Origin of the sequence: Mesorhizobium dulcispinae (assembly GCF_033977345.1) — a bacterium.
In the GTDB taxonomy this organism is placed as follows: Bacteria; Pseudomonadota; Alphaproteobacteria; order Rhizobiales; family Rhizobiaceae; genus Mesorhizobium; species Mesorhizobium dulcispinae.
On the sequence record NZ_JAVIIY010000015.1, the window covers coordinates 1 to 14345 of the forward strand.

The 14345-nt window shown below is 63.2% G+C and carries 9 protein-coding genes; 6 read left to right on the plus strand and 3 right to left on the minus strand.

Annotation, left to right across the window (positions count from 1 at the left end):
- Positions 1-1608 precede the first annotated feature (1608 nt).
- The gene (locus tag RFN30_RS25830) at positions 1609-1869 is read right to left on the minus strand and encodes a hypothetical protein (RefSeq protein ID WP_320264900.1); all 261 of its coding nucleotides are present in this window, start codon (positions 1867-1869) and stop codon (positions 1609-1611) included.
- 39 nt (positions 1870-1908) lie between these two features.
- Here RFN30_RS25830 and RFN30_RS25835 point away from each other — a divergent pair, with 39 nt between their 5' ends.
- The 4 genes from RFN30_RS25835 (at position 1909) to RFN30_RS25850 (ending at position 7882) form a co-directional block, all read left to right on the plus strand.
- Entirely contained in the window at positions 1909-2088 is a 180-nt protein-coding gene (locus RFN30_RS25835; protein ID WP_320264901.1) for an RNA-binding protein, read from the plus strand.
- Between the two features lie 234 nt (positions 2089-2322).
- Positions 2323-4629 (plus strand): peptidase domain-containing ABC transporter, encoded by a 2307-nt coding sequence (locus RFN30_RS25840; RefSeq protein ID WP_320264902.1) that lies wholly within the window; start codon positions 2323-2325, stop codon positions 4627-4629.
- A gap of 75 nt (positions 4630-4704) precedes the next feature.
- On the plus strand, positions 4705-6111 hold the full coding sequence (locus RFN30_RS25845; RefSeq protein WP_320264903.1) for an HlyD family type I secretion periplasmic adaptor subunit: 1407 nt from the start codon (positions 4705-4707) through the stop codon (positions 6109-6111).
- A 43-nt stretch (positions 6112-6154) separates the two neighbouring features.
- Positions 6155-7882: a tetratricopeptide repeat protein gene (locus RFN30_RS25850; RefSeq protein ID WP_320264904.1), complete on the plus strand. Its 1728-nt coding sequence runs from the start codon at positions 6155-6157 to the stop codon at positions 7880-7882.
- 341 nt (positions 7883-8223) lie between these two features.
- Here the strand turns inward: RFN30_RS25850 and RFN30_RS25855 are convergent, their stop codons facing one another.
- Together RFN30_RS25855 and RFN30_RS25860 are read right to left on the minus strand one after the other, a co-directional pair.
- Positions 8224-9231 carry a DUF5681 domain-containing protein gene (locus RFN30_RS25855; RefSeq protein WP_320264905.1) on the minus strand — a complete coding sequence of 336 codons (1008 nt, stop codon included), beginning with the start codon at positions 9229-9231 and terminating at the stop codon, positions 8224-8226.
- 13 nt (positions 9232-9244) lie between these two features.
- The gene (locus tag RFN30_RS25860; protein ID WP_320264906.1) at positions 9245-10579 is read right to left on the minus strand and encodes a site-specific DNA-methyltransferase; all 1335 of its coding nucleotides are present in this window, start codon (positions 10577-10579) and stop codon (positions 9245-9247) included.
- Positions 10580-11684: 1105 nt separating this feature from the next.
- Here RFN30_RS25860 and ssuD point away from each other — a divergent pair.
- The gene (gene ssuD, locus RFN30_RS25865; protein WP_320264907.1) at positions 11685-12857 is read left to right on the plus strand and encodes an FMNH2-dependent alkanesulfonate monooxygenase; all 1173 of its coding nucleotides are present in this window, start codon (positions 11685-11687) and stop codon (positions 12855-12857) included.
- Complete coding sequence (locus tag RFN30_RS25870) at positions 12854-14272, plus strand: FAD/NAD(P)-binding protein (protein ID WP_320264908.1); 1419 nt, start codon at positions 12854-12856, stop codon at positions 14270-14272. Before ssuD ends, RFN30_RS25870 begins: the two co-directional genes overlap by 4 nt.
- Positions 14273-14345 lie beyond the last annotated feature (73 nt).

Below are 14345 nucleotides of genomic sequence, written 5' to 3' on the forward strand. Positions count from 1 at the left end.
ACCGGCGCGACTGGAGCAACAGGTGCAACCGGCTCGACTGGAGCGACTGGTTCGACCGGTGCGACCGGCGCCACGGGTGCCACAGGCGCTACCGGCGCGACTGGAGCAACAGGTGCAACCGGCTCGACTGGAGCGACTGGTTCGACCGGTGCGACCGGCGCCACGGGTGCCACAGGCGCTACCGGCGCGACTGGAGCAACAGGTGCAACCGGCTCGACTGGAGCAACGGGAGCTACCGGCGCGACAGGTGCAACCGGGGCCACGGGTGCCACAGGTGCTACGGGTGCGACTGGCGCTACTGGAGCGACTGGCTCGACAGGTGCGACAGGTGCGACCGGCGCTACGGGTGCGACCGGAGCTACAGGTGCGACTGGCGCTACCGGAGCGACTGGAGCGACTGGTGCCACCGGCGCGACGGGTGCGACCGGAGCCACCGGTTCGACAGGTGCGACAGGTGCCACGGGTGCGACTGGTTCCACCGGCGCGACTGGAGCAACGGGTGCTACTGGCTCGACAGGTGCGACTGGAGCAACAGGAGCAACCGGCGCCACAGGTGCAACCGGCGCTACTGGCTCGACAGGTGCGACCGGCGCCACGGGCGCGACGGGTGCAACCGGCTCGACCGGTTCGACTGGAGCAACGGGAGCTACCGGCGCGACAGGTGCCACCGGCGCCACAGGTGCGACCGGAGCCACCGGCTCGACAGGTGCGACCGGCGCTACGGGTGCGACTGGTTCCACCGGCGCGACAGGTGCCACCGGCGCCACAGGTGCGACCGGAGCCACCGGCTCGACAGGTGCGACAGGTGCCACGGGTGCGACTGGTTCCACCGGCGCGACTGGAGCAACGGGAGCAACGGGTGCTACTGGCTCGACAGGTGCGACAGGTGCGACCGGCGCTACGGGTGCGACCGGAGCTACAGGTGCGACTGGTGCTACCGGAGCGACTGGAGCGACCGGTGCCACCGGCGCGACGGGTGCGACCGGAGCCACCGGCGCGACAGGTGCGACAGGTGCCACGGGTGCGACTGGTTCCACCGGCGCGACTGGAGCAACGGGTGCTACTGGCTCGACCGGTTCGACAGGTGCGACCGGCGCTACGGGTGCGACCGGAGCTACTGGTGCGACTGGCGCTACCGGAGCGACTGGAGCGACTGGTGCCACCGGCTCGACGGGTGCGACCGGCGCTACAGGTGCAACCGGAGCAACGGGTGCGACCGGCTCAACCGGTGCGACCGGAGCTACAGGTTCGACTGGAGCAACGGGTGCTACTGGCTCGACGGGTGCGACCGGCGCTACAGGTGCAACCGGAGCAACGGGTGCGACCGGCTCAACCGGTGCGACCGGAGCTACCGGTTCGACTGGAGCAACGGGTGCTACTGGCTCGACCGGTTCGACTGGAGCAACCGGCGCCACAGGTGCGACCGGAGCCACCGGTTCGACAGGTGCGACCGGCGCCACGGGTGCCACAGGCGCTACCGGTTCGACTGGAGCTACGGGTGCTACTGGCTCGACTGGAGCGACCGGAGCTACGGGTTCGACCGGGGCAACCGGCCCGACCGGGGCGACAGGAGCAACGGGTGCGACTGGTTCCACCGGCGCGACTGGGTCAGCCGGTGCGACTGGCCCGACCGGGGCGACCGGCCCAGGCGGCGAGACCGGCGATCATCACCATGGCAACAACGGCAATGGCAATGATCCTGATCACAGCGACAGCAGCAATCCTGGGAAAGGACGTCCCAACGATGGCACGGATGCCGATGGCCGGCCTGACCATCACACCGCCGCGGTCACGGCCAGCTCGCTCGGGCTCCAGGACACGACGCAGTTCCTGCAATCCGGCTCGACCGACAGCGATGCCGTCAGCCATGCGTCGTTCCGGCAGCTTGTCAGCCTAGCCGCCGGTTCGGTGTCGACCGACCTCCTGAATGTTCTCAACACGATCAGGGGATTTGGTCAGAACCAGAACAAGCCGTTGGGTGCAAGCGCCGACCTGACCTCGGACCAGACCAAGCAGGGTGCCGGCTACGCCAACAGCGACGACACGGTGAAGAAGGCTCTGAAGGATATTCTGAAGCCGCATGAGTGAGCATGAGTGAGTAGGAATGGCGACCGGACAGACGATAGAAACCGGTCCAAGGCTGAGAAACGGGCGCGCGGGCTTTGCGGAACGGCAAGGCCGGCGCGTTCGGCGTTTCCGAATGGGCAGGGGGCTCGTGCGACCGACTGGCGGGGAGTATAGTCGCCGACGCCGGAAATTCCGGCGGGGATGGTCCGCCCCGGGCATTGTTGAGCCATCGCCTGCCTGCCGGAAGGGAAGTCCATGGTGAACATCCCTCTGAACGCCGAAGTCCACGAGGTCTCGATCCGCGCCGGCACCGCGGCCGACGCGACCAGCAAGGCGGCAGGCGTAAGCGAAGTGGGGTGCAGTCCCGGTGGCCCCGCCGAGTTTGACCAGGTCGGGCCGCGTCTCAAGGCGGTGCTCCGGGTCGCCCGCTATCACGGTGTGGAACTCGACCCGAACGAATTCAGGGCGGCGAGTGCAAGCCCGTTTCCAAGCGCCACCGACCTGTCTGAATGGGCGCAGAACGGCGGCATGTGGGCTCGAGCCGTGCGCGTTCGCTGGTCTCACCTGTTGCGCTTTCAGGAGACCGGACCGGTCGTTTTGTTGTTCAGCGATGGCGGCGCTGGCCTCCTTACCGGGGCGAGCGCCGAGCGCAACATTGTCTTCCTCAAAAGCGCTGACGCGCCTGACGATGGTGAATCCACCGCTGTCGACGAGCTGCGGCTGTCGCAGGTGTGGACGGGCGAGGCGGTGCTGCTGCGAAACGCACGATCCTATGTTTCCGCGGATGCGCCTTTCACGCTTCGCTGGCTCGCCGAACTGGTGCGGCTCGAAAGCCGGCCGCTTCGCGACGTCGCCATCGCTTCGTTCACGCTCAGCGTTCTTACTATCCTTCCGCCACTTATCGTCATGACGGTGGTCAACAAGGTATTGCAGTTCAACAGTGTCTCGACCCTACTACTCTTGTCAGCCATAGTCGCCGTCGTCTTCGCCTACGAGACGCTCCTGGGCCACGCGCGGCGGCTGATCATCAATGTCGTCGGAGCCCGTCTGGACACCAAGTTGCAGTTGCACGTTTTCAGCCGGCTCCTGCGCCTGCCGCTCGACTATTTCGAGCGCCATCCTGCTGGCGAGACGATGTACCACCTCGCCCAGGTGTATCGCATCCGCGAATTCCTGACCGGCAAACTGCTCAGCACCTTCCTCGATCTGATTACACTCTGCGTGCTGCTACCCGTGATGTTCTACATCAACGTCAAGCTCGCCTGGATCGTCGTTGCCTGCGCAGCGATGATCATGCTGATCATCCTTGCCTTCCTCAAGCCGATGCGCCGAAGGTACCAGCGGGTGATCGACGCCGAGACTTGGAAGTCGGCGGCGTTGGGCGAAACTGTTGTCGGCATAAAGACGGTGAAGGCGCTTGGTCTCGAGCCGCAACGCAAGGCGCTTTGGGACGAGCGGGTGGCGGAGGCGGGAAGGGCGCGTCTCTCCTTCGGGCAGTTCGCCAGCTGGCCGCAGACCCTGGTTACGCCAATTGAACGCGTGATGGTGCTCGGCACCATGCTGATTGGCGCCTATCTCGCGATGAACGACAGTTCCGGCTATATGGTCGGCGGTCTGTTCGCCTTCATGATGATCTCCCAACGCGTCGCGCAACCGCTGGTCGGGTTGGTGCGATTGATCGAAGACTACGAGGAGGTGGGGGCGGCAATCGGCGAGGCGGCATCGGTCCTTAACCGGCCGTTGGAGACGAGTTCGAACTCCCTCGGCCTGAGACCAAGGCTCCTCGGCGAAGTTACGTTCAGCGATCTGACGTTCAGCTATATCGGTACCAAGACGCCAGCGCTCGACCGGGTTAGCTTCCACATTCCGGCTGGGACCATGTTCGGCATTGTCGGGCGGAGCGGGTCGGGAAAATCGACGATCGCGCGTTTGCTGCAAGGGATCAACCGCGACTACAGCGGGTTCCTCAAGTTGGACGGCGTCGACCTCAAAGAAATCAACCTGCGTCATCTTCGCCAGGGGCTCGGCGTGGTCCTCCAGGACAATTTCCTGTTCCGCGGGTCGATCCGCGACAATATCATCGCCGGGCGTGCAGGCCTGACGCTTTCCGATGCCATGCATGCCGCGCATCTGGCCGGCGCCGAAGAGTTTATCGAACGGATGCCGAACGGATACGACACCTACATCGAGGAAGGGTCGCCCAACCTGTCGGGCGGTCAAAAGCAACGGCTGGCGATTGCGCGCGCCCTCATCCACGACCCGACCATCCTCATTCTCGACGAGGCCACCAGTGCTCTCGATCCGGAAAGCGAAGCGGTCGTCAGTGCCAATCTCATGCGCATCGCCAGCGGGCGCACCATGATCATCGTCTCGCATCGACTTTCATCGCTCACCGACTGCGATCAGATCCTGGTTATGGAGCAGGGCAAGGTTCTCGACGTCGCTTCGCACACGATCCTGCTCGAACGCTGCGCGGTCTATCGCCAGCTGTGGTCGCAGCAGAACAGGCACTTGGACAACCGCGGCGGCCGCCCGGCTGCGGTACCGCCACGATTGGTATGATGATGTGCCGCAGCGGGATGAGAATCGAATGGTCGTTCTCGCCAAAGATGACTTGGATTCGAGGTCTTGTAAGCCATGAGTAGCACCTCGCTCACCATCCGCCAGGCTCGCTGGCGCCGAGCGAAAACGAGCGATCCGACGACGCCGGCCATACTCGAGTTCCAATGGCCGTCTACAGCAGTCTCGAATGCGCCGATTCCTCGGGCGGCGCGCGGCATCGTATGGATGATTTCGAGCCTGGTGGTGGCCTTGATCACCGTGGCAGGACTGATACCGGTCGACCAAGTGGTGACGACGAGGGGGCTTGTGGTTTCACAATCGCCCAACATCATAGTGCAGCCGCTGGAGACGGCGATTGTCCGATCGATCGAAGTGCGCGAAGGACAGCATGTGCAGGCCGGTCAGTTGCTTGCTCGCCTCGATTCGACCTTCGCCTCAGCAGACCTGCAGGCACTGGCCATGCAGGTCTCTACACTTGAGGCTGAGGTGGCACGGTTGAAGGCGGAGGCCGACGGCAAGGACTTCAACTATGATGGCCTCGACCCCAGCTGGACCCTGCAGGCCTCGATCTTCGAGCGCCGCAAAGCGGTCTACGAGGCCAAGCTGGAGAACTTCGACCGGCAAAGCGATGAACTCAGTTCGGTGATCTCGCGCGCGCAATCTGATGCCGCTGGCTACCGGCAGCGGCTCTCCGTCGCGGCCTCGATAGAAGAGATGCGCAAGCAACTGGAGGAGCGGCAGGTCGGGAGCCGCCTTAATACCCTGCTTGCCGAGGACAATTCGGCCGAAATGTCGCGGGCGCTCGGCAACGCCGTGCAGACAGCGGAAGCTGCGAGGCGCCAGCAGGCCGCGGTGGCCGCTGACCGCGCCGGCTACATTCAAGGCTGGCGCGCGGAAGTCTCGCAAGGTTTGTCGGACGCGAGTTCTCGCATGTCCGACGCTCGCGAGCTCTTCAACAAGGCAAAGCTGCGCAAGCAACTTGTCGAGCTGAAAAGCGAAGGAGATGCCATTGTCCAGTCCGTGGCAAAGGTGTCGGTCGGCTCGGTCCTGCAGTCGGGCGAGCGCCTGGTCACCCTGGTGCCCGCCAAGGCGCCGCTCGAGATCGAGACAAATGTCGTCGGCCGAAGCAGTGGTTTCGTCCATGTAGGCGATCCCGTCGTCATCAAGTTCGACACTTTCCCCTATTCGCAATACGGCCTCGCTCACGGCACCGTGCGCACGCTCAGTCCGGATTCCTTCTCGGCTCAGGAGCAAGCCCGCGATCCAGACAGTTCGCTGGCAATGCTGCCCTCGAATGCAGAACCGTTCTATCGGACGCGCATTTCCATCGATCAGGTCGCGTTGCATGACGTACCCGCCGGGTTTGCCCTCACCCCCGGCATGCCGGTGACCGCCGACGTTCAGGTCGGCCGGCGCACGGTGCTCAAATATATACTTGGGGTGATGCTCCCGATCGGCCAGGAAGCGATGCGCGAGCCGTAGTCTGCAGCTCGACAGGAACTGGAGCAGTCAAAGGCCGGCATTGATGACAATTCTGGATCGCCTGACTGGTTTGGCTAGCCCGTCCGTAGCATTGCGCCGGGCGATCCAGCTTTCTGAAAACGGCAAGCCCACGGAGGCCTTTCCGCTCTTCGCGATGGCTGCGCGTGCGGGAGTCGGCCATGCCGAGTATCGGGTCGCGCGCTGCTATCTCGAGGGTTCCGGCGTGCCGCCGAGCCGGATTGAGGGGACACGCTGGCTGCGGCGAGCAGCGGATCATGGGAGCGCTGATGCACAGGCGCTCCTCGCCGCACTGTACGTGACAGGGATGGCGACAGCCGAAGCTGACAAAGGCTCCGAATCGAAACGCTTGTTCGTGGAGGACACCACGAGCGAGCCAGACTTTGCGTCAGCGCTCGACCTTGCCACGAAGGCGGCAGAGGCCGGCTCCGCCACCGGCCAGGCACTCCTCGGCTACATCCTAACCAGCGGTCCCGAACCAATGCGCGACGCGGATGCTGCGTACAGATGGTACGAACGGTCGGCCGCGGCGGGCTGCGCCGAAGGAAGTCTTGGTTTTGCCCTTTCGCTGGCACGGCGGGGTTTGTCGGCGGACAGAGCCAGAATTGCCGATGAGGTCCGGCGGGCGGCCGACGGTGGCTTGCCGACGGCAATCTATCTTCTCGCGATCCTGACCGAACATGGCCTCGGTGTCGCAGGCGACCTTGCTGGTGCGGCGCGATTATACCAGTCAGCTGCGGAGAAGGGGCTTCCTGCGGCCCAATTCCGATTGGGTCTGGCGTTTATCGACGGGAGCCTCGGCTATCAGGATCCTATGGCTGGAGAGGCCTGGATACGGCGTGCGGCATTGGCGGGAAACTTCGAAGCGGCGAACCTCTTGGGCGATCGTAATGTGAAGAGTCGGCCGCCGGACTTTTCAGAAGCCGCAATATGGTATCGTCGTGCGGCCGAGGGGGGGCACCAGGCCGCTGCACGTGCGCTAGCCTCTCTTTACCTGACGGGAAACGGTGTCGCCAGAGACGAGCAAGAGGGGGCGCATTGGCTGCGCACCGCTGCAAGCAACGGGAACCGAGCAGCGCAAGTCGATCTGGCCAACCTTGTTCTTCAGGGAGCCGGCGAGCCGGACGATATCACGAGCGTAGCGGGATGGTTCGAGGCGGCCGCGTTATCGGGCGACCTTATAGCCGCCTTCAATCTCGGGCTGTGTTTCGCCAAAGGCGTCGGCGTACACCAGGATGAAACTCAGGCCGCGCAATGGCTGAGGCGAGCGGCTGAAGGTGTGGCTGAGGCCCAGTACATGTATGCGCGTATTCTCAGGGACGGGCGCGGCGTGGCAGCCGACGCACAACAGGCCCGCGCCTGGTTTGCGGAGGCGGCTGAGGGTGGCATGCTCGATGCGCAGGTGGCACTTGCCGAGATGCTGCTCAATGGGAGCGGAGGCAAACGTTCTCCGGAGGCCGCGGTACAGCTGTTCCAACGGGCTGCTGCCGACGGTCATGCCGGCGCAATGTTTGCTCTCGGCGCGCTGCAGAGCTCCGGCGAGGGACTGCAGGTCGACCACGTGGCGGCGCAGGAATGGTTTGCGGCCGCGGCCGAGCGTGGGCACGGGCAGGCCCAACTCATGCTCGGCCGATATCTCCTGAAAGGCCTTGCCGGAGAGCACAACGCAGCAACTGGCCGTCTTTGGCTCGAGCGAGCTGCGGAGCAAGGTTTTCAGGAAGCGGCTGACGAACTTTCCGAACTCCCCGGCTGAGGCATCCATTGCCAAGATTGCGGCACCGGCAGATGTCGCCCCCCGGCCTTCCATCTGGCCCTCCGAGCACATCCACGCACTCCTGGAAACTCCGAGCTGTCTGCAAAGCCGGCGGCGCAACCATGGACGCAAGGTCGGCTTTGGGCTCAATCGTCTCGACAGCGGACGTTCCGCATCCGGCCGCACTTCTGACGCGACGTTGATACTTGCGCCCATAAAGCCAGGAATTCGGCGCTCTGAGCACTCGCGTCTGCGCAAGGCCGCGAAACTCGATGCCGGCATGAAGTTGCGCTTCCATGGAGCGCCTACATCCACCGCGCATCACGCTGAAGTGCTCTATGCTACACCGTAGCAAACCCTTCGGTTGACCGTCCATTCTGGCTGAGGAAGTCGAGAAAGTTGTCATCGAATTCGCCACGAGAGATGGCGTCAAGGTCGATGTCGCCTTCGATTGCTGCTCTTTGGAAGGCATAGACGAAGTTCAGGCGTTCAGCGATCGTCTCTCTCGCTGGGAATATGAAGCCACGTGGCGTCGGACGACGGATCGCCCTCCACGCCCGATAGAGGTCCTTAAGCAGTTTGCGTTTTGGTACCCGCATGTATTGCATCTGCATACGCAGAACCTGAGCGTCGGTAAGCCGTAGGCGCTGTGGTACTCCACGATCTAGGGTGAGGGCTAATAGCAGAGCGCCACCGGGGTCGTTTAACGGGGTGCCGTCGAGCCGTGTCGAAGAGCGCTGGTCTAGCTCGTCTTGCATGATCAGGACGTCGCGCAACGCAATCGTTTCGTCTAACCGCCTCTGCCATTCCTTGTCGACAGGTCCGATGAATCGGACGCCCACCTCGTCGTCGATGACGACGTCGTCGGGGTGGGGCAACATGGTAGGCGGTGGCAGTCCGTTGCGTTCTGCGTCCCTAAGAGCCTCGGCATACTCGTCTTTGTATTTCCTCCAGGTTGCTTGGGTCTCCTTCACTTCGCGCGCATGAGCCTGGCTGGCGATTCGCATGACATCGAGCATCAACCCAAGACTACGAGCATTCCCCTTGAAAGCGTCATTGATGCCTGACTGGATCAGCGCGGCCGGAATCGAGACCGTGGAGAGCTTGCCGCCTTCTCGGATAGTCACCGTCTTCTTGGCCGCCTCGAAGGCAGCCTTGAGCACCGGTTCGTCCGAGAGCGATAAGTCGGGTGCTATTCCGCGTGGTCGACCTTTGGGATTGCCGGATTGACCTTTCTTGAACCGCGTGGCTTTCGGCGGCCGCTTGTAGCCGACCCCGTAGATATCTTGGTTGATGTGATCTGCTGCGCCAGGAGGAAAGCCCTTCGGCGGCTCCTTGTCATCTTCCATAGTTCACGTTCTCTCATTCGGTCGAAGGCAGATCGCGGGCTACAGATCGGATCTCGGCTACCATTTCAAAGTCCTGATTGGCGTCGGCCAGGATGGCGCGCTTGCCGGTGTATGCCTGCCAGCGCATCAGGATCGTGTCGCAGTAGCAGGGGTCGAATTCGACCAGCCCGGCGTGGCGTCCACAGGTCTCGGCCGCGATTAGGGTGGACCCTGATCCCCCGAAAATGTCGAGCACACTCTCGCCGCGCCGCGAACAATCGCGGATTGCGTCCGCAACCAGTGCGACGGGTTTGACGGTCGGATGCATGGCAAGTTCCTCATCACGACTGGCGCTGAGGCTGCTGATGCCGGCATAGTCCCACACATTCGTGCGGTAGCGCCCGGTGTCTCCTAAGCCGAAGCTGTTGGTGTGAGGGCTGGTCCCCACTTTGAAGACAAATACCAGTTCATGCTTGGACCGGTAGAAGGTCCCCATACCGCCATTGGTCTTGTTCCAGACACACAGATTCTTCAGTTCGCTGAAGGCTGCTTCGCCTGCATCGAGAACTTCGCGCATGTGGCGCCAGTCCATGCAGACAAAAGCAATCGCGCCGTCCTTTGCGACAGACGCTGCATTCGATAGGGTCACCGTCAGGAAGCGAATGAATTCGCTCTTGGTCATCTCGCCCGATGCAAAGGCGAACTCACGATGATGGGTGGCACCCAGTCCGCCCACATGACCATTGATAGGCACGTTGTAAGGTGGATCCGTGAAGATGAGGTCCACCTTGGCGCCTTCCGTCACACGCTCGATATCGGCCGCTGACTGTGAGTCGCCACAGAGCAGCCGATGATTGCCGAGGATCCACAGGTCTCCGGGACGCGTCACCGGGCGAGCAGGCACGTCGGGGATTCGGTCGGCGGCAGCGTCGCCGACCTCTGCCGAAGCTTCGCGAGCGCGGTCAAGCGTGAGATCAACTTCGGCGAGCGAGAATCCGGTCAAGGTCACGTCGAAGTCGAAATCGATAAGGGCCTGCAGCTCGATCGCCAGGACTTCCGTGTCCCAACCGGCATTGATGGCTAATTTGTTGTCGGCCAGGACGTAGGCGCGCCTCTCTTCTGCGCTTAAGTGAGACAGCTTCACTGTCGGCACCGAGGCCATGCCCAGCTCTTTGGCCGCCATCACGCGGCCATGACCGGCAATGATTTCTCCATTGTCGGAGATGAGAACGGGGTTGGTAAAGCCGAACCGTCTGATGCTCTCGGCGATCTGGCGCACCTGCTTCCGCGAGTGTGTCCGGGCATTGCCCTTGTATGGCGTCAGAGCTGTTACCAGCATCATCTCCAGCTTCGGCGCTGGCGCGTTCATGTCCTCGTCTCCTTCGTTGCGGGCAACTTTTGTAGGTGTCCCAAACGAAACGATGAGTGAACAAACCCGCCGCAGGCAAGGACTTTCGGTAGAAAATCGGCCGCTCAATAATAGATAAGTCGGCTAATATTTTAAGAGGCCTTCAAAGGGCGTTCAAAGGCTGTTTTAGGAATTGGCGATTTTGAAGCTGCTCTTTTCGGGGCACTCCAACTTGCCGGTTTGGCTGATCGCCGGTGTTCGAGATTGCCAAGAGGCCGAATCACCTGTCGCGTGATTCGGGTTGCGAGCGCTTGCTCGGGTGGACGAGAGCCGGCCGTCCTCAGGGCTATCATCAGCAAGGATAACTGGTGCCCTTGGCCCTTCTCGTTTCTAGGTGGTTTGTCGAATGCCAGACCCGCGGTATTCGATGCGCAGAAGGACCTTACCCAAGGCCTTTACGGGCGCGTTCGCGCAATCGCCTCCCGGCAATCGGCACCGCGTTCCCATGTCAAGACATAATGCTCGCAGTGTGGGGCGAAACCATTCCGTTCTGCCGCACTTGCTTCCCGGCTGCTGGCAATCGCTTCCCGGTAAACGGCAATCAGTTCCCGCCCGCTGACAATCCTATCCCGCTAATCGGCAGTGAATTTCCCTGTTATCCGCGGCGTTGTTAGGAGTGTTTGGGCATGGGCGCAGTATGCTGGACCGTAAAGTGCTGTATCAAATGAGAAACTGGCAAATGAGGCTGTCGACGGGCGCAAAGTTCGCAACTTCCCTGTTTTTCAGCCGAAAACAGGGAATTTTCAGTGAGAGACGAGTTCTCTCCTGCCTGTTTCCACCACCAAACAGTCTTCTCTAGCCACCGGTCTCCCTATGCCAGGAAAAAGCAGCGTCTTTTCCGTGGCTTAGCCCGCTAATTCGGCGAACGCGTGGACGAGACACTCGAGTACGCGACTGCGGGCCGCCCCGTATGAAGGTGTCGTTCGATAAGGAAATTCCAGCCTCTAGCCACGAAATAGAAAATACAATCTCTACAGACGAACTAGACTTATGCTTGATGAAGCGCCGGCGGGGCCATTGGCGCATGCTGTCGCAAACTGGTTTGGTCTCATTGAGAAGAACGGACATGGCTGCCGAAATTCCCGATCGCATCAAAGTTCTGTGGTTCCTGCCGACTCATGGCGACAGCCGCTATCTCGGCACCTCCGAGGGCGGCAGGGCGGTCGATCTCGATTATCTGACCCAGGTGGCGCACGCGGCCGACACGCTTGGCTACTATGGTGTGCTTTTGCCGACCGGTAGGTCGTGCGAGGATTCGTGGGTCGTTGCCTCGGCGTTGGCTCCGCTCACGAAACGGCTGCGCTTCCTGGTCGCGGTGCGGCCGGGCCTGCAATCGCCGACGCTCGCCGCCCGCATGACGGCGACGCTCGACCGCATCTCCAACGGCCGGCTGCTGATCAACGTGGTCACCGGTGGCGACCCGCTTGAGAACAAGGGCGACGGCATCTTCCTGTCGCATGCCGAGCGCTACGAGGTGACGCAGGAGTTTCTGCAGATCTACAAGCGCCTGCTCAGAGGCGAGACGGTCGAGCACGAGGGCCGGCATTTCCGCATCGAAGACGGCAGGCTACTGTTTCCGCCGCTGCAGACGCCTTGTCCGCCGCTCTATTTCGGCGGTTCTTCGGACGTCGGGTCGACCGTAGCGGCGCAGGAGATCGACAAGTACCTGACCTGGGGCGAACCGCCCGCCGATGTCGCGCGCAAGCTCGACGGCGTGCGCGAGCTCGCCGAAAAAGCGGGCCGCAAGCTCTCCTTCGGCATCCGCCTGCATGTCATCGCCCGCGAAACCACCGGGGAAGCCTGGGCGGCGGCCGACAGGCTGATCAGCCGGCTCGACGACGCGACCATCGCCTCGGCGCAAAAGGTCTTTGCCCGCATGGATTCGGTCGGCCAGGCGCGGATGAGCGCGCTGCATGGCGGCGACCGCTCGAAGCTCGAGATCGCGCCGAACCTGTGGGCCGGCGTCGGCCTGGTGCGCGGCGGCGCCGGCACGGCGCTGGTCGGGGACCCCGACACCATTGCCGAGCGGATCGACGAATACCGGCGTCTCGGCATCGATACCTTCATCCTCTCGGGTTACCCGCATCTTGAAGAGGCCTACCGCTTCGGCGAGCTGGTGCTGCCCAAATTGCCGGCCGATCATCCCGTCAAGACAGCTGGGTCACCCGTCAACACCGGGCCGTTCGGCGAAACCATCGCCGGCGACCATCGTCCGAAATCGCTCGCCAGCGCCTCGTGAACGCTCTGCCGCCCCGGCCGCGGAGCCCTGTCGTCGTCCTTGGTGGCGGCTTCACCGGCGCGGCCGTCGCCTGGCACCTTGCCCGGCAGCTTTCGCGTCCTTCCATCACGGTCGTCGAGCCGCGCCCCTTCCTTGGCGGTGGGCTCGCCTATTCCACCGAGGAGCCGTCGCACCGCGTCAACGTGCCTGCGGCCAGGATGAGCCTGGTGCCGGACGAGCCCGAGCATTTTTCGCACTGGCTGGCTCGCAACGGCGAGGCCGAACGCGATTCGGATGCGGTGTGGCGCAATGGCGATATCTTTCCGAGGCGCCGGGTCTTCGGCCGCTACGTTGCCGAACAGCTGGCGCCTTATCTCGACAATGGAACGATCCGCCATGTCCGCGAGCATGGCCTGGAGGTAAGGCGCAGCGCCGATGGTTGGACCGTGACCACTTCCGGTCAGTCGATCGCCGCTGACATGGTCATTCTCGCCATGACGCACCCTTCGCCCGATATACCGGCGGCCCTGAAACCGCTCGCCGAGGCGCATGGCTTCGTTGCCGATGTCTATTGCGCAGATGCGCTCGGTTCCATCGCCCCGGAGGCTTCGGTGCTGATCGTGGGTTCGGGCCTGACATCCGCCGACACCGTCGCCGAGCTCGACCGCCGCGGGCATCGCGGGCGTATCCTGGCGGTGTCGCGCCATGGATTGCGGTCGCGCGGGCATCCGGACCGGCGAGGGCAGCCCTTTGGTGATTTCGCCTCGACACCGGCTACCACCGCGCTCGGCTTGCTCGAAAATATCCGCTCGACGCTGGCGGCAGCCGATGCCGGCGGCGTCAACTGGCAGTCGGTCTTCGATCAGTTGCGCCTGCAGGGACCGCAGCTGTGGTCCGCGCTCGAGCCGGACGAGCGCACGCGCCTGGTGCGGCGGCTGCGTGCCTTCTGGGACGTGCACCGCTTCCGCATCGCGCCGCAGGTAGAGGCGGTGCTCGATCGTCGCCGCGCCTTAGGTACGTTCGACAACATTGCGGCAAGCCTGATGGCCTCGAATCGGGAAGGGGGCCGCCTGGTTATCAGCCTGCGGCGGCGTGGCGAGAGACAGATCGAAACTCTGCAGTTCGATGCCGTAATCAACACAACAGGTCCGGCGCATGGCAAGGCGCTTCAAACCAATCCTGCGCTGCGCTCGCTTGCGGATGCCGACCTGATCCGGATCGACCGCCATGGGCTCGGCATAGAAACCGGGCGCGACAGTCTCGCCATCGACCAGGACGGCGGGCCCGTGCCCGGACTGTTCATAGCCGGCCCCTTGGCGCGCGGCACCTTCGGAGAGCTGATGGGCCTGCCGGAAGTGGCCCATCACGCGCAGATGGTCGCCTCTGAGATCGACAGCCGGCTCGGCGCCCTGCCGCCGATCGCGAGCGCGCGCTGAAAATCCACGACGGATGAGGGCAGGCGAATTGGTATTTCCGTCCGGACGCAGTCGCCAAAACGGAAAATCCTAC